Genomic DNA, 19,741 nt, shown 5'->3' with positions numbered 1-19,741 from the left:
CATCCATGATCGATAATGATGCCGGACGACAGAAGCAACGACACCAGACCTTCTCCCGACGCACTGCTCGATCATGCCGAGCGGGAAGGGCGCGGCCGTCTGCGGATATTCCTCGGCGCGGCACCGGGCGTCGGCAAGACCTACGAAATGCTGATGTCTGGCCGCGCCAGGGTGGCCGACGGCGTGGACGTGATCATCGGCATCGTCGAGACGCATGGCCGCAAGGAAACGCTGGCCCTGGTCGAGGGCTATGAGGTCATTCCGCGCCGCAAGGTCGACTACAAGGGGCGCATCCTCGACGAGATGGATATCGACGCCATCCTTGCCCGGCGCCCGGCGCTGGTTCTCGTCGACGAACTCGCCCACACCAACGCGCCCGGCAGTCGCCACCCCAAGCGCTATCTCGACGTTCAGGAAATCCTGACGCACGGCATCGACGTCTACACGACGCTCAACATCCAGCATGTCGAAAGCCTGAACGACGTCGTCGCCCAGATCACCAAGGTCAGGGTGCGCGAAACGGTTCCCGATTCCATCATCGACCAGGCCGACGATGTCGAGATCATCGATCTTACCCCTGACGACCTGATCAAACGGCTCGAGGAAGGCAAGGTCTACTTCCCCAACACCGCCCGGCGCGCGATCGAGAACTATTTCTCATCAGGCAATCTGACGGCGCTCAGGGAGTTGGCGCTGCGCCGCACCGCGCAGCGCGTCGACGACCAGTTGCTGATCCATATGCAGGCGCATGCCATTCCCGGACCATGGGCAGCCGGGGAAAGGGTTCTCGTCTGCCTCGACGCGCGTCGGGGAGGAGCGGCCCGCGTCCGCTATGCGCGCAGGCTGGCCGACCGGCTGCGTGCCCCCTGGACGGCGCTGCATGTCGATAGCCCGCGCTTGGCCAGTATGCCCGAGGAGGACAAGGACCGGCTCGCAAACAACCTGCGCCTCGCCCAGCAGCTTGGCGCCGAGGTGACGACCATACCGGGTCAGAATGTGGCGCAGGACATCGTGCGTTACGCGACGGCGAACAACTTCACCCATATAGTGGTGGGCAGGCCGACCCGGTCGCGCTGGCGGGAATTGATCGAAGGCTCGCTCACCTATGATCTCATCCGCAATGCCGGCGACATCAGCGTCCATGTCATTTCGGGAAACGAACGCGGCACCGAGGCGGCGTCGAGAAGCGTCAGGGCGGCGGACGAGCAGCGGCAGTTCGAGATCTGGCCCTATCTCAAGGCCACGGCCTATCTCATGGGCTCGCTCGCCTTCGCCGTCGTTCTCGACCAGTTTCTCGACGTCCGCAATCTGGCGATCATCTTTCTCATCGCGGTGCTGGCATCGGCGGTGACCGGTGGCCTATGGCCGGCTCTATATGCCTGTTTCGTCAGCGCCCTTGCCTTCAACTATTTCTTCCTGGAACCGCGCTACACGCTGACCATCCGGGATCCGGAAAGCATTGTCGCGCTCGGCGTCTTCCTGGTTGTCGCCGTTATCGCCAGCAATCTGACGGCGCGCGTGCAGCGCCAGGCGGTCGCCGCCCGCTCACGGGCGCGGGCCACGGAGGATATCTACCTCTTTTCGAAGAAGCTTGCCGGTGCCGGCACCCTCGACGATGTACTCTGGGCCACCGCTTTCCAGATCGCCTCGATGCTGAAGCTACGGGTGGTGCTGCTCTTGCCGGAGGACGGAACGATCACCGTCAAGGCCGGCTATCCGCCAGACGACACGCTGGCCGAAGCCGACATCGCCGCCGCCCGCTGGGCCTGGGAGCATAATCGGGCCGCCGGACGTGGCGCCGACACGCTTCCCGGCGCCAAGCGGCTTTATCTTCCGTTGCGCACGGGGCGCACGGCACTCGGAGTCGTCGGCCTCGACAATGACAAACAGGGGCCGCTGCTGACGCCCGAACAACGGCGCCTGCTCGACGCACTGGCCGATCAGGCGGCGGTCGCCATCGAGCGCATCCAGCTGGTCGCCGACGTCGACCGCGCCAAGCTTGCCGCCGAGGCGGACAGGCTGCGCTCGGCCCTTCTCACCTCCATCTCCCATGATCTGAAGACGCCGCTCGCAGCCATCATGGGCGCGGCCGGCACGCTGCGGGAATTCGCCCCGGCACTTCCCGAACAGGATCGGGCAGAGCTTTTGTCGACCGTGCTCGACGAATCCGAGCGGCTGAACCGCTTCATCGCCAATCTGCTCGACATGACCAAGATCGAGTCCGGCGCGATGGAGCCGAACTACGCCTTCCACTATGTCGGCGACATCGTCGGCTCCGCCCTGCAGCGTGCCAGGAAGATCATCGCCGAGCACAAGATCGAGATGGACATCACCTCGGATTTGCCGATGTTGAAGGTCGATCCCGTCCTGTTCGAGCAGGCGCTGTTCAATCTTCTCGACAATGCAGCGAAATACGCGCCATCCGGCTCGACGATCCGCGTTCAGGGCTGGACCGACAACGGCTCGGTCCTCCTGCAGGTCATGGATGAAGGTCCGGGCATTCCCACCGGCGATCTGGAACGGATCTTCGACACCTTCTACCGGGTGCGCAAGGGCGACCAGGTTCGCGCCGGCACCGGGCTCGGGCTGTCGATTTGTCGTGGTTTCATCGAGGCGATGGGCGGGACGATCACGGCGGCAAACCGGACCGATCGCTCGGGCGCGGTCTTCACCATCAAGATGCCGAAGCCGGCCAACACGCCCGATCTCGACGCCTCTGCCACGGATGATGGGGGCGACTTGGCATGACAAACTCGAACGTCAGGATACTGGTCGTCGATGACGAGCCGCCGATCCGAAAGCTGCTGCGTGTCGGGCTCGGCAGCCAGGGCTACGCGATCAGCGAGGCGCCGAACGCCAAAGCAGCGATCGAGCTGATGGAGACTGAGAGGCCGGACCTTGTCCTGCTCGACCTAGGCCTGCCCGGCATGAGCGGCCATGAGCTGTTGCGCAAATGGCGTGGCGACGGCGTCGACATTCCGGTGGTCATCCTGTCCAGCCGCACCGACGAGGCCGGCATCGTCCAGGCTCTCGAACTCGGCGCCGATGACTATGTCACCAAACCGTTCGGCATGAACGAACTGGTCGCGCGCATCCGTGTGGCGCTGCGGCACAAATTCCAGCAACAGGGCGAGAAGCCCGTTTTCCAGACCGGCGACCTGTCCGTCGATCTGGTCAAGCGCATCGTCAAGGTCGAGGGCAAGGACGTAAAGCTCTCGCCGAAGGAATACGACATCCTGCGCATTCTCGTGCAGCACGCCGGCAGGGTGCTGACCCATCATTTCCTGTTGAAGCAGGTCTGGGGCGATTCGACCGACGTGCAGTATCTCAGGGTCTATGTCCGGCAGCTCAGGCAGAAGATCGAAAAGACCCCTGACCAGCCGCGCTACATCACCACCGAGACCGGCGTTGGTTACCGCCTGCGCGAGGTCGAGTGAGCGGCCAAGATCTAGCCGATCGCTTCCCGCGGCTGACCGAAGGGCGTGGATGCCCGGAAGGCCGCCAGGCAGCCGACAATGCCGAGCGGCACGAAGGCGAGAAATAACCAGGACGCGACATTCGCCGCCGCGTCATGGTTCAAACCTTGCGAAAAGCCGCTGGCGTTGGCGACGATGCCGGCGAGTGCGGCACCCACGGCATAGCCGATCCGCTGCATGGTCGGCACCGCCGCCGAGGCGATGGTCTGCTCGCTTTCAGGCGCTGAGGCGACGATGACGCGCGTCAGGAAGGGCCATGAGACGCCGAAGCCACCGCCCTGCAGCAGCGCGCAGATCAGGATCAGCGGGATGGAGCCTAGGGGTATCGTATAGGCAAAGCCGGCAATACCGGCCGCGATCATCGCCGCGCCGCCGACGATGATCAGTCGCTCGCGTTGCGGTGGTGCGTTGGCGACCAGGATCGACAGGATCGACCAGGCGATCGATTCGGCGGCGATGATGTAGCCGGTGGTCAGCAGCGGAATGTCGTGCAGGCTGGTGAGCAGCAGCGGGCCGTAGACGCCGAAGGAACAGGTCGCCACCGAAAAGGCGGCAACCATGGTCATGCCGGCGCCGACCGGCGTGCGCCACGAAAACAGCTGCGCCGGAAACAGCCGCGAGCGCGGCTTCAACGCGTCGATGGAGAAGAACAGCACCAGGCCAGCCAGGCCAAGGACCATCAGCAGCGAGGAGCGCAGCAAGGCGATGTCCACGCCGGCCGAGGCGATCAGCACCACGGCGACGGCAAGGCAGCCAAGGGCTGCGAACGGGAAGGGCGGCGCCTTGCCTATGCTCGTCCTGGGTTTCGTCGCCTCCGGCGTGTCGAGCACGATGAAGCTTGCCAGCGCCATGGCGGTGCCGCCGAGGGTGAAGACGCCGAAGGCCCAGCGCCATGACAACAGCTCGGTCATGATCGCGCCGAGCAATGGTCCGCTGAAGGCGGCGACGCCCCAGATCGCCGACATGATGCCGAAAAGCTGTGGCCAGATGGCGCGCGAGAACAGCCGCTCGACCGAGACGAAGGCCAGCGACACCAGCGCACCGCCGCCAAGCCCCTCGATCAGGCGGCCGGCAAGGAACAGTTGCATGGAAGGCGAGGTGGAGCAGATCAGCGCTCCGGCTGCGTAAAGGAGCGCGGCGACCACCATGTTGGTGCGCAGCGGGACATAGCTCACCAGACGTCCAGCGGCCGCACCGGCGACGATGGCGCCGAGTTCGTAGATAGCCAGCGACCAGCCGACGAGTTGCACGCCGGCCAGTTCGCCGACCATGGCCGGCATCACCGTGGCCACCATGGTTTCGTTGGTGGCGTGCAGCAGGATGCCGAGGCTGATGAAGCAGAAGCGCGCCAGGTCGCCGCTTGCCCACAAAGCGCGCCAGTCGACCCTGTTTGTGCTGATTTCGGTCATGTCCACCCCTGCTTTCCATATCCTGACGCCAGAGCAGGACGCCAGAAGCCAGTACCGGTTTCCGGCAGGACCATGCGCAGGCAGGAGCGTATATCGCGCGCCGCATCGAGCGCGCTGCTCCGGTCGGGGCAGGCTTGTAAAACCTCAACCGGGGTTGAGCTCAAGCGAATTTTTAGAGATAGGATTGCGGTCGGGTGGCGCGGTCAATTCTCGGTGCTGCGCAACTGGAACTGGCTGACGCCGATCGCGAGGTTCATGCCGGTCTGCGTCTGCAGGCTGAGCGGCTGCAAGGTGAAGGCCTGCGAGGATCCTCCGACCAGCAGATTGGCGCCGGCTCCGACGGCAGCCGTCACTTCGGCGCTGGCGCCGATATAGTCGCCGGCCAGCGCACCCGGGGCATAGATGTTCTTCAGCGGCGTCAGCACGATCCACTGCATGAACGTCTGCTTCGTCGTGCCGATGTCGAGGCCGTATTTGTTGACCGCGCCGAAATAGGCTTCCGGAGCGAAGCTCTTGTCGGCGGGGTTGAACGTGCAGCTCAAATCCTTGCTCGAGCCGAAAATGAAACCGGTGCCGCCGCCGATGGCGCAATCAAGCGTGCCGAGTTCTATCCCTTGGTCCCGCGCCCGCGCCGTCCCGGCGAGCAAAGTTGCGATCCTCGCAGCGGCAATGGCTGCCTGCGGTATGGTTGCTTTGGGCATGGCGGTCCCCCTCAAAAACAAACGACGCGGAACCATCCTATCCGGTTCCGCGCCGCAGTGTGAGGGGTCGTGGAGCGCATGGCTCCACTGCATTCACTTGAACGAATGGATGAGCTGGAGCGAGGTCACGGCCACAGCAAGGTTGACGCCGGTCTGCGCCTGGACGCTGAGCGGCTCCAGCATGAAGGCGCTGTCCAGGCCGCCAACCAGCAGGTTGGCGCCGCCGCCGGTCACGACGCTCGCCTCGGCGTTGACGCCGTAGTAGCTGCCGGCCAGATCGCCTCCGTCGCGGTCGCGCGTTGCCGCCAGCACGGCCCAGACGAGCTGGCCCTGATGCGTCTTGCCGACATCCAGGCCGACCTTGGAGATCACGCCGGTGTAAACCTCGGACGGTCCGTGATGATGGGGGCGGAAGACGCAGGACACACCCTTGTTGGACGCGACGATATAAGCGGTGCCGCCATCGATTGTGCAGTCGAGCGTGCCGAGTTGCAGCTTGCCGGCGCTGGCCGGGGCGACGGCAAATGCCGTCATGGCGAGGACAGCGGCGCAGGCGAGTTTCTTGATCATGGGAGGTCCTTTCGCAAATAGCTTTTTGACAACGGATTGGGTGGGCAGACCGTTCCGCTGAAAACTTGGCGCGAACAAGGCACGGGTCAACCCCTTGCTGCCGGGGTTAACGCACAGTTGCCGAGGTGCGTCTTTCCTGACACGCAAAGGACGCCGCGGCACTTGGATGCCACGCAGATTGTGTCGGAATGCTGCCGAAATCGATCAGCTGACGCGGGCGAGGCCGTCCTTGGCCGGCTGGTAAGCCGGGTTCAGGCGAACGGCTTCGCGATAGGATTTCGCCGCCTTGGCCTTGTCGCCGCGCCGCTCGTAGATCAACGCCTGATTGGCCCAGGCTTCGGCATTGTTGCCGTCGAGCTTGATCGCCATGTTGAAGTCGGAGAAAGCGTTGTCTTCGTCGTTGGTTGCCAGATAGGAAAGGCCGCGGCCATTGTAGGGTTCGGCAGCGTCCGGCGCCAGCGAGATCGCCGTCGAGAAGTCCTCGATAGCGAATTTGTGCTGACCCTGGCTCTGATAGATCAGGCCACGATTGTGGTAGGCGCGCGCGTCGGTCGTGTCGAGCTGGATCGCCTTTTGGAAGTCGTTGAAAGCGTCCTGGGTGCGGCCCGCCTTGCGATAAAGGTTGCCGCGCCCAATGTAGGCGGCGTCATAGTTTGAATTGATCTGGATCGAACGGTTGTAGTCCTCGAGCGCGGCCGTCTGATTGCCGAGGAAGCGCTGGATGAGCGCGCGGTTCGAATAGGCCTGGAAGAAATTCGGGTTGAGTTGGATGGCCTGGTTGAAATCCTTGAGCGCCGCCTGGTACTGGCCGCCGCGGCCATAGGCCGAGCCACGCACGTTGTAGGCTTCGGGATCCTGGGGACTGCGCTGGATGACCGCCGACAGCGACGAGATGTTCTCGCTCGACCCCTGCGCCTTGTCGATGTTGTTGAATTCGCCGGTCGGGCCTGACGTCTGGCAGCCGGCAAGCGCCAGTCCGGAGAGCAGAGCCACTGTCAGGGCGAAACCACGCAATGCGGTCCCGCGCTCCACGCTTGTTGCGTTCATGTCTGCCCTGTCCTCACTTCAAGCCGCGTCGCTCTGGTCCGGTTCCCCCTCCGGGCCGGGTCACAACCAAAACAAAAAGGTGGCGGCGATTCCGCATCGCGCCACCTCTGATATCCTTCGAAAAGGACGAAAAATTGGCGTTAGAACCGCGGCGGACGCGGAGCACCACCTGCACCGCCGGCGGCGCCAGCAGCAACGGGGCGCGGCGTCATCGGCAGCAGGCCTTCGCGCTGGGCGCGCTTGCGGGCCAGCTTGCGGGCGCGGCGGACAGCTTCAGCCTTTTCACGGGCGCGCTTTTCGGACGGCTTCTCGTAGTGACCGCGCATCTTCATTTCGCGGAAAATGCCTTCGCGCTGCATCTTCTTCTTGAGAGCGCGAAGCGCCTGATCAACGTTATTGTCGCGGACGAGTACCTGCACGGGCAATCCTGTCTTTCGGGTTTGATGTCAACAGGCAAGCGGCCATAGCCACCAGCCTCCGCGGCGGTTTACACCACGAATTGGGGCGGCTGATAGCAGAATCAGGCCGCGCTGTCCACAGTCGAAATGGAAGAATGGCGCCGAAGCCGAAACAAAAAACCCGCCTCATAGGCGGGGTCCCGGCGCAAATCAGCACCATACTCAAAACACTAGCATAGTTGCCGTCACCGGGCAAGCTTTGGCCAAGTCGGCAAGGCAGTCGCTTCAGACGAATGATGGCGGCCAAGCCGAGGCCAGCTTGCCTCCCACTCCCCAGCAGATCTCTATGCCGTTGCCAAATGCAGCCGCTCAAAATCCTCGAAAAACTCGCCGTAGTCGCAGGTGATCTCCTCGCCCTCGGCGATGTCGCGGGTCGCGGTGGCCCCGCCATACTGCGAAAAATCCGTGTTCGGGTTGGCCGAATGGTTCATGAAGCGCCCATTGTCGACCTCATAGACCATGAAGCCAGGCCGGTCCGGGCTCGGATAGGCATAGCGCTCGAGCAATTCCCTCAGAGGTGGCGGTGCCGCCTCGTATTTGTCCATCGGGATCAACCGGTCGAAATCCGGATCGAGCCGCCAGATCGAAGCGCCTTTCCTGATCGGCTCGGCGGCGAACATGCCGACGCCCTCGATCGCGCTCGCAGCCACGTAGGTTCTGATCAGCATCATGTTGGCAGGACCCGTTTTGGCAAGAAGACCCGTTTCGAAATGGCATCGCCAAATCGCGTGGAAAAAGCAAGACCGGCGGTCTGCGTTGTGACTACGAACATTCGTCCTGGCCGCAAAAAAACTCCACGTCCGGTTGATCGACACGCCGCGCCTTCCTCGTCGCTCGCCAAACAGGGAGGCCAGTGGGGCGAATTATTGCCGCAACAACCACGCCAGGCGATCGAGCGAGAATGCGTAGCTGATGACGATCAGCAGGGCCATGGCGATGCCCGTGGTCGTTTGGCCGGCCAGATAGAACCCGACCGCGCCGCCGAACAGGATGACGAGTTCCAGCACCAGCCGCACCGCGCCCGGAACCCGCACAGGGGCGCGGCCCGACCGACTCGGATCATTGAGCACGGCGAAGGTTCCCCACAGCGCAGCAGCAACGAGCGGTGTGGCCAACGCAGCGACCCAGCGCCACCAATCGTGTGAGAGGCTCCAGCTGGCGATGCCGAGCCCGAGCAAGGCGGCAAGCTCCAGCAGGAAGCGCAACGTCAGATTCCACCAGGCATTGCCCATAAATAATCCTCCAGAGTCTCGCGACAGACAGTGTGACCGAACGGTGCCTTAGCTGCCAGATCGCATGCGGCTTTTTCGCCGTGGCGCAAAACGGCAAGCGCCGTCGCAAACAGCGCAAGGGTGGAAGCGCTGTTTCGCTAGTGATACACCTCGCGCGCCGGGATCGAATGAACGCCCGGCCGTTATTCGCGAGGCCTTTTCTGGGGCGAGGTTGGGACGTTGAAGAAATATTCGGTATTCGCCATCGCCCGCGAGGCCATGCGCGGCCACAAGGGCTGGGAGGAGCAGTGGTCCTCGCCTGAGCCCAAGAAGGAATACGACGTCATCATCGTCGGCGCCGGCGGCCATGGCCTTGCCACCGCCTACTATCTCGCCACGGTGCACGGCATCACCAATGTCGCGGTGCTGGAAAAGGGCTGGCTCGGCGGCGGCAACACCGGCCGCAACACCACCATCATCCGCTCCAACTATCTCTATGACGAGAGCGCCGGCATTTACGACCACGCGCTGAAGCTGTGGGATGGGCTGAGCCAGGAGCTCAACTACAACGTCATGTATTCGGCGCGCGGCGTCATGATGCTCGCCCACAACGTGCACGACGTCCAGGTGCTGAAGCGCCACGTCCACGCCAACCGGCTGAACGGCATCGACAATGAATGGCTGACGCCGGAGCAGGCGAAGGAATTCTGCCCGCCGCTCAACACCTCCAAGGATGCGCGCTATCCGGTCGTCGGTGCGGCCTTGCAGCGGCGCGGCGGCACGGCGCGGCACGATGCGGTTGCCTGGGGCTATGCGCGCGGCGCTTCGGCGCGCGGCGTGCACATCATCCAGAACTGCGAAGTCACCGGGGTCAAGCGGGCCGCCAATGGCGCCGTCATGGGCGTCGACACGACGCGCGGCTTCATCGGCGCCAAGAAGGTCGGCGTCGTTGCGGCCGGCCATTCCTCGGTGATCATGAACATGGCCGGCGTGCGCATGCCGCTGGAGAGCTATCCGTTGCAAGCGCTGGTGTCGGAGCCGGTCAAGCCGGTGGTGCCTTGCGTTGTCATGTCGAACACAGTGCACGCCTATATCTCGCAGTCCGACAAGGGCGAACTGGTGATCGGCGCCGGCACCGACCAGTATGTGTCCTATTCGCAGACCGGCGGCCTGCACATCCTGCAGCACACGCTCGACGCCATCTGCGAGATGTTCCCGATCTTCACGCGCATGAAGATGCTGCGCTCCTGGGGCGGCATCGTCGATGTGACGCCGGACCGCTCGCCGATCCTGGCCAAGACGCCAGTGCCCGGCCTCTACGTCAATTGCGGCTGGGGCACGGGTGGCTTCAAGGCGACACCCGGTTCGGGCCATGTCTTTGCCCACACGATCGCCAAGGACGATCCGCACCCGATCAACGCGCCCTTCACCATCGAACGCTTCCGCACCGGCCGGCTCATCGACGAGGCGGCGGCGGCGGCGGTGGCGCACTAAGGGGCGTGTGTTGACGAAGAAAACGAACAGACGATTTCTCATGATGGGCGCCGGCGCAGTGCTTCTCACATTATTGGCTGCGCAAGTGCATCAGCAGACGGGCTCTGAAGTTGCCTACTATCTGGTGGGGGGCTTCATGTTCGCCGCTTTTATCTTCGTGGTCGTCCTTGGAATCGCACCGTGGGCGGGAACGTTCGGCCTGAAATATCCCGTCCAAAACACCAAAGGATTTCGCGCCGACTACGCGGCGGAGCCTGAGAAGGAAGTTGGTCCATATGCATCACAAGGTTGGCGACGACGGATGGAACGTGTCGGTCTTCGCAATACGAAGGCATTTGGGCTCTATATCGAACCTGACGAGAAAAGCTGACCCATGCTGTTGATCCGCTGCCCCTATTGCGAGGAAGAGCGCCCGGAGCTCGAGTTCCGCAACGCCGGCGAGGCGCACATCGCGCGCTCGGCCAACATGGCCGGCGAGAGCGACGACGATTTCGAGAAGTTCTTCTTCATCCGCTCGAACCCCAAGGGTATCATTTATGAGCGCTGGCGGCACATGCATGGCTGCGCGCGTTTCTTCAACGCCGTGCGCGACACCGTCACTGACAAGTTCGTCATGACCTACAAGGCCGGCGAGCCGAAACCCTCCAAGCTGCCCAAAAACTCCAACGAAGTGGTAGCCAAATGATCGGCGCGTTCCGCATTCCTGGCGCCGGTCGCTTCAAGCAGGCGAAGACCGCGCGGTTCAGCTTCGATGGCCAGTCCTATACCGGCATCGAGGGCGACACGCTGGCTTCGGCGCTGCTCGCCAATGGCGTCCATCTTGTCGGCCGCTCGTTCAAGTACCATCGTCCGCGCGGCATCCTGTCGGCGGGCGCCGAGGAACCGAACGCGCTGGTCGAGATCAAGCGCGACGCGGCACGCAAGACGCCGAACGTGCGGGCCACCGTGCAGGAACTCTATGACGGGCTGGACGCGCAGTCGCAGAACCGCTGGCCGTCACTGTCCTTCGACGTCAGCGCGGTCAACGACTTTGCTTCGCCGCTGTTTTCGGCCGGCTTCTACTACAAGACCTTCATGTGGCCGAAGGCTGCATGGAAGAGCCTGTACGAACCCAAGATCCGCGCCGCGGCCGGACTTGGCGTTTCCCCGGACCAGCCGGATCCGGACCATTATTCGTCGCGCTATGCGCATTGCGAGGTGCTGGTGCTGGGCGGCGGCGCCGCCGGTGTCGCGGCGGCGCTTGCCGCAGCCGAGACCGGCGTGCGCGTCATCCTTGCCGACGAACAGGCCGAGTTCGGCGGCAGCCTACGGTTCGAGAGCGGTGCGAAAATCGACGGCCAGGATGGCTTTGCCTGGGCTCAAGGTGCGGTGGCGAAGCTCGCCGCCATGGACAATGTCCGCGTGCTCTCGCGCACGACGGCGTTCGGTTATTATGCGCAGAATTTCGTCGGGCTGGTCGAGCGTGTCAGCGATCATTTGAAGGCTCCCGGCCACGATCTGGCGCGCGAGCGGCTGTGGCAGGTGAGGGCCAAGCGCGTGGTGCTGGCCTCCGGCGCCATCGAGCGTCACATGGTGTTCGCCGACAATGACCGGCCGGGCGTCATGCTGGCAGGTGCGGCGCGCACCTATCTCAACCACTATGGCGTTGCGGTCGGCAAGAATGTCGGCGTCTACACCGCTAATGATTCCGCCTATGCCGCGGCAATCGACCTCAAGAAGGCCGGCGTCAACGTGGCGGCGATCATCGATTTGCGCGACAACCCGACCGGTCCGCTGATCGACGAGGCGAGGGCGCTCGGCATCGAGGTGAATTTCGGCCGTGCCGTTATCCGCGCAGGCGGCAAGTTGCGGGTGTCGTCGATGACCGTGCAGCCGAAGAATGGCGGCGGCGAACGCACCATCCCGGTCGATGCGATCCTGATGTCGGCCGGCTGGACGCCTTCGGTGCATCTGTTCTCGCAGTCGCGCGGCAAGGTCGCCTTCAACGACGAGACCAAGCGCTTCGTGCCGGGCACCTATGCGCAGGACTGCGTCTCTGTCGGCGCCTGCAACGGCACCGACGGGCTATCCGCGGCGGTCGACGAAGCCTATGCGGCGGGCGCCAAGGCGGCCAAGGATGCGGGCGCGAAAACCGCGAAGGGTACGAAGCCGAAGGTCGACGCCTCGGAAAGCTGGTCGCGCGGCATGCTGGGTGCAGCGCCTGGCGCTGGCCCCGACACGACGGTGAAGGCGTTCGTCGACTTCCAGAACGACGTCACCGCCAAGGACATCCGCCAGGCGGTGCATGAAGGCATGCGCTCGATCGAGCACGTCAAGCGCTTCACCACCAACGGCATGGCGACCGACCAGGGCAAGACCTCCAACATGCACGGCCTGGCGATTGCCGCCGAAACGCTGGGCAAGCCGATCCCGGAAGTCGGCCTGACCACGTTCCGGGCGCCCTATACGCCGGTGACCTTCGGCGCGATCGTCAGCCATGCGCGCGGTCCGCTGTTCGACCCGACGCGCAAGACCGCGATCCATCCCTGGGCCGAGGCGCAAGGTGCCGTGTTCGAGGATGTCGGCCAGTGGAAACGCGCCTGGTATTTCCCCAAGGCTGGCGAGGACATGCACGCCGCGGTCGACCGCGAATGCGTCGCGGTGCGCAAGACGGCCGGCCTGTTCGATGCCTCGACGCTGGGCAAGATCGAAGTGGTCGGTCCGGACGCAGCGAAATTCATGGAGCTGCTCTACACCAACCCATGGGAGAAGTTGGAGCCCGGCCGCTGCCGCTACGGCATCATGCTGCGCGAGGATGGCTTCATCTATGATGACGGTGTAGTCGGCAGGCTGGCGCCAGACCGTTTCCATGTGACGACGACGACCGGCGGCGCGCCGCGCGTCATGAACCACATGGAGGATTATCTCCAGACAGAGTTCCCGCATCTCAACGTCTGGCTGACCTCGATCACCGAGCAATGGGCCGTCATCGCGGTGCAGGGACCGAAATCCCGCGACATCATCGCTCCGCTGGTCGAAGGCATCGACATGTCGGACGAGGCGCTGCCGCATATGTCGGTGCGCGAAGGCAAGATCTGCGGCGTGCCGACCAGGCTGTTTCGCATGTCGTTCACCGGCGAGCGCGGCTTCGAGGTCAACGTGCCTGCCGATTACGGGCAGGCTGTCTGGGAAGCACTGTGGGCCGAGGGCCAGAAGCACGGCGCTGCCGCCTACGGCACCGAGGCCATGCACGTGCTGCGCGCCGAAAAGGGCTACATCATCGTCGGCCAGGATACCGACGGCACGGTGACGCCGAACGATGCCGGTCTCGACTGGGCGGTCGGCAAGAAAAAGACGGACTTCGTCGGCATCCGCGGCTTGACGCGACCTGACCTTGTCGCCAAGGGCCGCAAGCAGTTGGTCGGCCTGAAAACGAAAGACCCGAAAGTGGTGCTGGAAGAGGGCGCGCAGATCGTCGAGGATCCCCGGCAGGCGATCCCGATGAAGATGATCGGCCATGTCACCTCGAGCTATTGGTCGGAAAATTGCGGCCGCTCGATCGCGCTGGCGCTGGTCGCTGGCGGACGCGACCGCATGGGCGACACGCTCTTTGTGCCGATGCCGAACGGCGCGATCGAAGTGGAGGTTGCCAGCATGGTGTTCTTCGACGAGACGGGAGGGCGCCTCAATGGCTAAGGCTGCTGCAAGAAAGACGGCACCGGTGACATCGCCTTCGGTAGAACGCCGTCCGGCGCTGGCCGGACGCAGCACGACCGGTACCGGCGTCAAGGTCGAGGTGCTGCCGCCGGCCGAGCGCATTTCATTGCGCGCACCGGAGGCCTCGCTTGCAGCGCTTTCCAAGGCGCTCGGCGTGACCTTGCCGAAAAAGCCGAAGACGTCCGCTTCGAAGGGCGGGCGAACCGCCTTGTGGCTCGGCCCCGACGAATGGCTGGTCATCGATGAGGCGGGCAAGGATCCGCTGGCCGATTGTGCTGGGGTTTCCGCCTTGCACTCGGCGGTCGGCATCTCGCATCGCAACATCGCTATCGCCGTGACGGGCACCGGGGCAGCAGCGACGATCAATGCGGGTTGCCCGCAGGACCTGTCGCCCGATGGCTTCCCGGTTGGAGCGGCGTCGCGAACCATCCTCGGCAAGACCGAGATCGTGCTGTTGCGCACGGCGCCGGACGCCTTCAGGGTTGAATGCTGGCGTTCCTTCTCGGACTATGTCTTTACTTTTTTGTCCGAGGGATCGCGCGACGCAGCGGTCTGAACCCGGAACGTTTGCAGGGCAGGCTCGTTCTGCATCCTCACGCCGAGGGAGAATGCCGATGCCGTCGAATTCCGCGCCCAAGTCGCCGGTCAAAAAGACGTCGGCCGTCCGTTCGCTCGAACAGGTGCGGCACGAAGCGCCGAGCGCCGAAGAGGAACTCGAGGAAGGCCTCGAAGACACGTTCCCGGCCAGCGATCCGGTGTCGATCACTGGATCGTCCATCTCGGGCGCTCCGGCGAAGCCGGGCCAGGCCAAGACCGTGCCCGGGCGCAAGAAGCGCAAGGCGTAGTTTTCCATCGGGCCAGGCGGCATCGGACCTTCTCAATCCCATTGGACATGCTACTTGAAGCGCTTTGGGAGATAAAAATGCCGACAAAAGCGATCGTCTGGGGCGAGAACGTCCACGAGCAGACCAATGCCGCCGTGCGCGACCTCTACCCCTTGGGCATGCATGGCACCATTGCCGCGGCGCTCAACCAGGACAAGGGCATCGAGGCGACCACCGCCACCTTGCAGGAACCCGAACATGGCTTGAGCGAAAAGCGCCTGGCGGCCGCCGACGTGCTGCTGTGGTGGGGCCATGCGGCGCATGGCGAGGTCAAGGACGAGATCGTCGAGCGGGTGCAGAAAAAGGTGTGGGAAGGCATGGGGCTGATCGTGCTCCATTCCGGGCATTACTCGAAGATTTTCAAGCGGCTGATGGGCACGCCCTGTTCGCTGAAATGGCGCGAGGCGGGCGAGCGCGAGCGCGTCTGGGCGATCAACCGCAGCCACCCCATCGCGCAAGGCATCGGCGAGTGCCTGGAGATCGGCGAGACCGAAATGTATGGCGAGCCCTTCGCCGTGCCGGAGCCGCTCGAGACGGTGTTCGTCTCCTGGTACGAGGGCGGTGAGGTGTTCCGGTCCGGGCTGACCTACCAGCGCGGCGCCGGCAGGATCTTCTACTTCTCGCCGGGCCACGAGACCTATCCAATCTATCACAACGAGGGCGTGCAGCAGGTGCTGCGCAATGCGGTGCACTGGGCGCGCAACCCGGCGCCGGCCTGGTCCGGCATCACCAATGCCCTGAACGTGCCGACGGATGCCGCCAAGGAGAAGATCGTCCAAAAAGGCCTGCGCCTGCATGCCGATGGCGACAGGGGTCTTGGCTGATCGGCGCGTGAGTCGATTGCGGCGTGAGGTGATTGGGGGCCTGAACTGATGCATCGAATTCTTCTGCTCGGCACGGGCGGCATCGCCGGGCATCATGTCGAGGAGTTCGCCGGGATTGCCGGCTGCGGCATCGTCGCCTGCGTCGATCAGGTGCCCGGCCGTGCGGCCGCGTTCGCCGCTGCCAGCAAGATCGGAGATTTCTTCGAGAGCCTGGAGGCGGCGGTCGCCTGGGGCCATTTCGATGCCGCCATCAACGCGACGCCGGATGGTGCACACATGGCGACGACGCTGGCGCTGCTTGCCGAGGGAAAGCATGTGTTTTGCGAAAAGCCGCTGGCGCCGAACCACGCCGACGCGCTGGCAATGACCGAAGCGGCAGAGGCAGCCGGGGTGGTCAACATGGTCAACCTGACCTATCGCAACTCACCGGCAATCCAGGAAGCGCGGCGCATGGTGCAGGCCGGCGAGATCGGCGAGCTGCGTCATGTCGAGGCGAGCTACCGACAGAGCTGGCTGATCAGCAAATCATGGGGCGACTGGCGGGTCGAGGACAAATGGCTATGGCGCCTGTCGAGCCGGCACGGTTCGACCGGCGTGCTCGGCGATGTCGGCATTCACATCCTAGACTTCGCCACGTATGGCGCCGGCCAGGATATCGTCAGCTTGCATGCCGATCTGGTGACGTTTCCGAAGGCCGAGGGCGAGCGCATCGGCGACTATGTGCTGGATGCCAATGACAGCGTGGCGATGACGGCGCGTCTCGATTCCGGCGCGCTCGCCACGATCGTGGCAAGCCGCTACATGACTGGCCATACCAACGATTTGTCGCTGGCCCTGCACGGCACCAAGGGCGCCATCAAGGTCGAGACCAATGGCAAGGTGTCGAACCTGTCGGCCTGCCTGGCTGGCGATGTTGATCTTCAGCGCTGGCGAACGCTGGCGCTGCCCAATGTCAAGCGAAACGCCCGGCGCTTTGCCGACGCGCTCGATGCAGGCCGAAATGGCGATCCGTCCTTCCGGCGCGCCGCGGACATGCAGAAACTGATAGACGCGGCCTTCGAGAGTTCAGCGGCCAAGCTGCCGATCCTGGTCGCCTGAAGCTGGCCGGCTTTTGCCGGCCGTACGCGATTTCTGCGGATATTAGAACGAGCTCGGCACGATCCACGGGTCGATGCTGATGCCGAGCCGCGGGCCCTTGCCTTCAGCGGTATTTTCCGTGGCGCCCTTCTTCTCGACCGAGCCGGTCGAGGCGCAATCGAGCTTCACGTTGGTCTTCGTGTCTACGCAGGTTGTAGCGGACGCGTGCTTGACCATGTGGGGCGCGCTGGCGGCGAAGGCCGAGCCCGAAAGTGCCAGCACGGCTGCGAGGGTGAAGAGTGTCTTTTTCATAGTCTGTCTCCGTTTTCGACGGGTGAATTCTTGTCGTACATGTACGATGCACTGTACACATACGTCCGTCGATCGCGAAGTTCAAGATAAAACCGTACGCGTACGCTAAACTTTTTGTTAACCAAGAATTCGAAAGGAAACTGGCGTTCAGCAGTTGACCGGTGTGTCGGTCAGCGGCGGCACGTTTTGCGTGCTGAGCGTGGCAAGCGTGAAATCGCACATGCGCTTCACGAAAGCCTGCGGATCGCCGAAGGGGTAGAACGGAAAGGTGATCAGCAGCGAGATCGTGCCGTGGCCGACTGCCCACAGCATGGTGGCGATGGCGCGCGGGTCGCCCTGCAATTTGCCGGCGGCCACGCAGGCCTCGACCCTGCTGATCAGCACCTTCATCGCCGGGTTGCCCTCTTCCATGTCCTCGTAGCTCCTGCCTTCCGGCAGCTTCGTCTTCTCGGTCATGAACACGGTGCGGTATTCGTTGGGATTGCCGAGCCCGAAGGCGGCATATTCGGTCATGACAGCCTGCAACGCCTCGATCGGATCGTCGGATGGGTGCTCCTCGATGCGGCGGGCTAGCGTCTCGAACGCATCCTCGGCGAGTGCGAACAGGATGTCCTGCTTGTCGGCGAAATAGGAATAGACCGACATCGGTGCGTAGCCGACCCGCTTGGCCAGCTTGCGGATGGTCAGGCCTTCATAGCCTTCCTCCTGAACGAGCTTGTGCGCGGCCTCGACCAGTTCGGAGCGCAGTTCGGCCTTTTGTTTCTCGCGGCGTGTCTGGACACTCGGCGGCAAGATCGGTCCTTTGTTCGGGTTGGTGCTGGCCAAATTATATACGCTGTACGAAAACGGACAAGGGCGTGACAGGTTCCCAAACGGCAACATGCCTCAGCTCGCGCCGACGCTCGTCCATATCCGAGAGCATCAGTAGGGCGTCTTCAGCGGCAAAAGCGGCAAAGCCTTTCGCGACGCCCCGGCCAAGCCCGCCGGCGGCATCCGCGACCGGCATTGTTGCTGCGTCGAAGCGGCCATCGTCACGCCTCCTTGTCGATCAGTCGGGCAGCGAGATGCGAAAGCAGTTTCACCGCCTCGCCATAGGTTCTCGCCTTTTCGGGATTGGAGGCGTTGCCGTCCAGCGCCCGTTTGAAGACGCCCTGACAGATTGCCGCCAGCCGGAAGAAGGAAAAGGCGAGGAAGAACGTCCAGTTGCCGATACCACTGAGCCCGCGCCGCCGGCAGTAGCTGGCGACGTAATCCTCCTCGGAAGGCAAGGCGAGTGCGGCACGATCGATACCGCCCAGGCCGCGAAAACCTGAGGCGTGAGGCAGGCGCCATTGCATGCACTGATAGGCGATATCGGCAAAGGGATGGCCTGATGTCGACAGTTCCCAATCGAGCACCGCCACCACCTGAGGCCGATCGGAAGCGAAGATCAGATTGTCCAGCCGGTAGTCGCCATGCACCAGCGAGACGCTGCCGTCATCTTCGGGCATGTGCGTTTCCAGCCAGGCAATCAGCCGGTCCATATCGGTCACGGTGCCGGTCTCCGAGGCACGGTACTGGCTGGTCCAGCGCGCCAGCTGGCGCTCGAAGTAGTTGCCCGTCCGGCCGAAATCGCCGAGACCCACGGCCCCGACGTCGACATCATGCAGCGCGGCGAGGGTGTCGTTCATGGCATCGTAGATGGCGGCGCGTTCATCGTTATCGCCGGCCTCCGGCAGCGCCGGATCCCAGAAAATGCGGCCGTCGACGAAATCCATGACGTAGAACATACGTCCGATCGGCGAGTCCTCCGACGAGAGATGCAGCATCTCCGGCACGGGCACGGCGGTGCCGGCAAGCGCGTTCATCACCCTGAATTCGCGGTCGAGCTGATGCGCCGATTTCAGCAATTTGCCCGGCGGCTTGGCACGCAGCACGTAACGGCCGCTTGCCGCCGTCAGCAGATAGGTCGGGTTCGACTGGCCGGATTTGAATTTTTCGATTGCGGCAAGCCCGGAAAAGCCCGGTATGTTTGCCTCGAGGTAAGGCGCGAGCGCCGCCTGGTCGAGGACGTTCGTATCGCTCATGCCGTCTCGGGCTGGCGTTCGATCAAGGTCAGCGTCAACCAGCGTGCCGTCAGCGCCGGTTTCTTCGAGCCTTCGATCTCGATCGTCACGTCATGCGCCGTCTGCACCCAGCCCGACGGCCTGACCTTGACATCGGCCAGCACGAAACGGGTGCGAATGCGCGCGCCGGTCTTCACCGGCGCCAGGAAGCGCAGTGAATCGAAGCCGTGGTTCACGCCCATCTTGCTGTTTTCCAGCGGCGGCATGGTCTCGAAGGTCATCGCCGACAACAGCGACAGCGACAGGAAGCCGTGCGCGATGGTGCCGCCGAACGGCGTCTCGCGCATGGCCCGCTCCGGATCGCAGTGGATGAACTGGTGGTCGTCGGTGGCGTCGGCGAACTGGTCGATCATGCGTTGCGTGACCACCCGCCACGGCGACACGCCAACCTCCTTGCCGACATTGGCCAGAAGCACATCGAGACTGATCGGTTCCACGCTCATGTCCTCCAGTTCACCTCCGGCTTCTGTGGCCGGA

Annotated in this window: 21 protein-coding genes; 10 read left to right on the top strand and 11 right to left on the bottom strand. The window is 63.7% G+C overall.

Translation table 11 applies throughout. The annotated features are described in order from the left end of the window. Positions 1-18: 18 nt before the first annotated feature. Positions 19-2,748, top strand: coding sequence for a DUF4118 domain-containing protein (locus tag NKH57_RS06545; protein WP_352942759.1), 2,730 nt, complete (start codon positions 19-21; stop codon positions 2,746-2,748). After that, complete coding sequence (locus tag NKH57_RS06540; RefSeq protein WP_352942757.1) at positions 2,745-3,437, top strand: response regulator transcription factor; 693 nt, start codon at positions 2,745-2,747, stop codon at positions 3,435-3,437. The genes NKH57_RS06545 and NKH57_RS06540 overlap by 4 nt, the downstream gene beginning before the upstream one ends. Positions 3,438-3,448: 11 nt before the next feature. Here the strand turns inward: NKH57_RS06540 and NKH57_RS06535 are convergent, their stop codons facing one another. From NKH57_RS06535 to NKH57_RS06505, 7 genes are all read right to left on the bottom strand, one after another. After that, positions 3,449-4,885, bottom strand: a complete 1,437-nt coding sequence (locus tag NKH57_RS06535; protein WP_352942753.1) for an MFS transporter — start codon at positions 4,883-4,885, stop codon at positions 3,449-3,451. Positions 4,886-5,088: 203 nt separating this feature from the next. Then, positions 5,089-5,586 carry a DUF992 domain-containing protein gene (locus NKH57_RS06530; protein WP_352942750.1) on the bottom strand — a complete coding sequence of 166 codons (498 nt, stop codon included), beginning with the start codon at positions 5,584-5,586 and terminating at the stop codon, positions 5,089-5,091. A gap of 93 nt (positions 5,587-5,679) precedes the next feature. Further along, positions 5,680-6,156 (bottom strand): DUF992 domain-containing protein, encoded by a 477-nt coding sequence (locus NKH57_RS06525; RefSeq protein ID WP_352725195.1) that lies wholly within the window; start codon positions 6,154-6,156, stop codon positions 5,680-5,682. Between the two features lie 204 nt (positions 6,157-6,360). Continuing rightward, a complete protein-coding gene (locus NKH57_RS06520; protein WP_352725197.1) occupies positions 6,361-7,203 on the bottom strand; it encodes a tetratricopeptide repeat protein in 843 nt (280 codons plus the stop codon). A 140-nt stretch (positions 7,204-7,343) separates the two neighbouring features. Beyond that, the gene (gene rpsU, locus NKH57_RS06515) at positions 7,344-7,622 is read right to left on the bottom strand and encodes a 30S ribosomal protein S21 (RefSeq protein ID WP_023810129.1); all 279 of its coding nucleotides are present in this window, start codon (positions 7,620-7,622) and stop codon (positions 7,344-7,346) included. A 323-nt stretch (positions 7,623-7,945) separates the two neighbouring features. Then, the gene (locus tag NKH57_RS06510) at positions 7,946-8,332 is read right to left on the bottom strand and encodes an SET domain-containing protein (RefSeq protein ID WP_352725199.1); all 387 of its coding nucleotides are present in this window, start codon (positions 8,330-8,332) and stop codon (positions 7,946-7,948) included. A gap of 192 nt (positions 8,333-8,524) precedes the next feature. Beyond that, positions 8,525-8,893, bottom strand: a complete 369-nt coding sequence (locus NKH57_RS06505; protein WP_352599523.1) for a YrdB family protein — start codon at positions 8,891-8,893, stop codon at positions 8,525-8,527. 219 nt (positions 8,894-9,112) lie between these two features. Here NKH57_RS06505 and NKH57_RS06500 point away from each other — a divergent pair, with 219 nt between their 5' ends. From NKH57_RS06500 to NKH57_RS06465, 8 genes are all read left to right on the top strand, one after another. Continuing rightward, positions 9,113-10,366, top strand: coding sequence for a sarcosine oxidase subunit beta (locus tag NKH57_RS06500; RefSeq protein WP_127416521.1), 1,254 nt, complete (start codon positions 9,113-9,115; stop codon positions 10,364-10,366). A 10-nt stretch (positions 10,367-10,376) separates the two neighbouring features. Further along, positions 10,377-10,736 (top strand): hypothetical protein, encoded by a 360-nt coding sequence (locus tag NKH57_RS06495; protein WP_352725202.1) that lies wholly within the window; start codon positions 10,377-10,379, stop codon positions 10,734-10,736. Between the two features lie 3 nt (positions 10,737-10,739). Continuing rightward, positions 10,740-11,051 (top strand): sarcosine oxidase subunit delta, encoded by a 312-nt coding sequence (locus NKH57_RS06490; protein ID WP_023759679.1) that lies wholly within the window; start codon positions 10,740-10,742, stop codon positions 11,049-11,051. After that, positions 11,048-14,041: a sarcosine oxidase subunit alpha gene (locus NKH57_RS06485; protein ID WP_352942743.1), complete on the top strand. Its 2,994-nt coding sequence runs from the start codon at positions 11,048-11,050 to the stop codon at positions 14,039-14,041. The genes NKH57_RS06490 and NKH57_RS06485 overlap by 4 nt, the downstream gene beginning before the upstream one ends. Beyond that, a complete protein-coding gene (locus NKH57_RS06480) occupies positions 14,034-14,618 on the top strand; it encodes a sarcosine oxidase subunit gamma (protein ID WP_352725206.1) in 585 nt (194 codons plus the stop codon). The genes NKH57_RS06485 and NKH57_RS06480 overlap by 8 nt, the downstream gene beginning before the upstream one ends. Before the next feature lie 58 nt (positions 14,619-14,676). Beyond that, entirely contained in the window at positions 14,677-14,907 is a 231-nt protein-coding gene (locus tag NKH57_RS06475) for a hypothetical protein (RefSeq protein WP_352942739.1), read from the top strand. Positions 14,908-14,984: 77 nt separating this feature from the next. Beyond that, on the top strand, positions 14,985-15,770 hold the full coding sequence (locus NKH57_RS06470) for a ThuA domain-containing protein (protein ID WP_352942736.1): 786 nt from the start codon (positions 14,985-14,987) through the stop codon (positions 15,768-15,770). Positions 15,771-15,818: 48 nt separating this feature from the next. Continuing rightward, on the top strand, positions 15,819-16,868 hold the full coding sequence (locus NKH57_RS06465) for a Gfo/Idh/MocA family protein (protein WP_352942733.1): 1,050 nt from the start codon (positions 15,819-15,821) through the stop codon (positions 16,866-16,868). Positions 16,869-16,910: 42 nt separating this feature from the next. Here NKH57_RS06465 and NKH57_RS06460 read toward each other — a convergent pair whose 3' ends face one another. The 4 genes from NKH57_RS06460 to NKH57_RS06445 all read right to left on the bottom strand — a co-directional run bounded on the left by NKH57_RS06460 (position 16,911) and on the right by NKH57_RS06445 (position 19,707). Further along, on the bottom strand, positions 16,911-17,159 hold the full coding sequence (locus tag NKH57_RS06460) for a DUF680 domain-containing protein (RefSeq protein ID WP_352725214.1): 249 nt from the start codon (positions 17,157-17,159) through the stop codon (positions 16,911-16,913). A 147-nt stretch (positions 17,160-17,306) separates the two neighbouring features. Continuing rightward, complete coding sequence (locus NKH57_RS06455; RefSeq protein WP_352599535.1) at positions 17,307-17,951, bottom strand: TetR/AcrR family transcriptional regulator; 645 nt, start codon at positions 17,949-17,951, stop codon at positions 17,307-17,309. Between the two features lie 239 nt (positions 17,952-18,190). Beyond that, positions 18,191-19,225 (bottom strand): phosphotransferase family protein, encoded by a 1,035-nt coding sequence (locus NKH57_RS06450; protein WP_352942729.1) that lies wholly within the window; start codon positions 19,223-19,225, stop codon positions 18,191-18,193. Next, positions 19,222-19,707 (bottom strand): MaoC family dehydratase, encoded by a 486-nt coding sequence (locus NKH57_RS06445; protein WP_263495443.1) that lies wholly within the window; start codon positions 19,705-19,707, stop codon positions 19,222-19,224. Before NKH57_RS06445 ends, NKH57_RS06450 begins: the two co-directional genes overlap by 4 nt. Positions 19,708-19,741: the final 34 nt, after the last annotated feature.

The organism is Mesorhizobium sp. M1050 (genome assembly GCF_040318715.1).
Taxonomy (GTDB): domain Bacteria; phylum Pseudomonadota; class Alphaproteobacteria; order Rhizobiales; family Rhizobiaceae; genus Mesorhizobium.
The sequence above is the reverse complement of the archived record's forward strand: the minus strand, read 5'-3'. Positions and strand labels throughout refer to the sequence as shown.

What these genes read in the sequence shown, in the direction of transcription:
- NKH57_RS06545 (WP_352942759.1), top strand. Translation starts at nt 19, where the DNA reads ATGCCGGACGACAGAAGCAACGACACCAGACCTTCTCCCGACGCACTG.
- NKH57_RS06540 (WP_352942757.1), top strand. Translation starts at nt 2,745, where the DNA reads ATGACAAACTCGAACGTCAGGATACTGGTCGTCGATGACGAGCCGCCG.
- NKH57_RS06535 (WP_352942753.1), bottom strand. Translation starts at nt 4,885, where the DNA reads ATGACCGAAATCAGCACAAACAGGGTCGACTGGCGCGCTTTGTGGGCA.
- NKH57_RS06530 (WP_352942750.1), bottom strand. Translation starts at nt 5,586, where the DNA reads ATGCCCAAAGCAACCATACCGCAGGCAGCCATTGCCGCTGCGAGGATC.
- NKH57_RS06525 (WP_352725195.1), bottom strand. Translation starts at nt 6,156, where the DNA reads ATGATCAAGAAACTCGCCTGCGCCGCTGTCCTCGCCATGACGGCATTT.
- NKH57_RS06520 (WP_352725197.1), bottom strand. Translation starts at nt 7,203, where the DNA reads ATGAACGCAACAAGCGTGGAGCGCGGGACCGCATTGCGTGGTTTCGCC.
- NKH57_RS06510 (WP_352725199.1), bottom strand. Translation starts at nt 8,332, where the DNA reads ATGATGCTGATCAGAACCTACGTGGCTGCGAGCGCGATCGAGGGCGTC.
- NKH57_RS06505 (WP_352599523.1), bottom strand. Translation starts at nt 8,893, where the DNA reads ATGGGCAATGCCTGGTGGAATCTGACGTTGCGCTTCCTGCTGGAGCTT.
- NKH57_RS06490 (WP_023759679.1), top strand. Translation starts at nt 10,740, where the DNA reads ATGCTGTTGATCCGCTGCCCCTATTGCGAGGAAGAGCGCCCGGAGCTC.
- NKH57_RS06485 (WP_352942743.1), top strand. Translation starts at nt 11,048, where the DNA reads ATGATCGGCGCGTTCCGCATTCCTGGCGCCGGTCGCTTCAAGCAGGCG.
- NKH57_RS06480 (WP_352725206.1), top strand. Translation starts at nt 14,034, where the DNA reads ATGGCTAAGGCTGCTGCAAGAAAGACGGCACCGGTGACATCGCCTTCG.
- NKH57_RS06475 (WP_352942739.1), top strand. Translation starts at nt 14,677, where the DNA reads ATGCCGTCGAATTCCGCGCCCAAGTCGCCGGTCAAAAAGACGTCGGCC.
- NKH57_RS06470 (WP_352942736.1), top strand. Translation starts at nt 14,985, where the DNA reads ATGCCGACAAAAGCGATCGTCTGGGGCGAGAACGTCCACGAGCAGACC.
- NKH57_RS06465 (WP_352942733.1), top strand. Translation starts at nt 15,819, where the DNA reads ATGCATCGAATTCTTCTGCTCGGCACGGGCGGCATCGCCGGGCATCAT.
- NKH57_RS06460 (WP_352725214.1), bottom strand. Translation starts at nt 17,159, where the DNA reads ATGAAAAAGACACTCTTCACCCTCGCAGCCGTGCTGGCACTTTCGGGC.
- NKH57_RS06450 (WP_352942729.1), bottom strand. Translation starts at nt 19,225, where the DNA reads ATGAGCGATACGAACGTCCTCGACCAGGCGGCGCTCGCGCCTTACCTC.
- NKH57_RS06445 (WP_263495443.1), bottom strand. Translation starts at nt 19,707, where the DNA reads ATGAGCGTGGAACCGATCAGTCTCGATGTGCTTCTGGCCAATGTCGGC.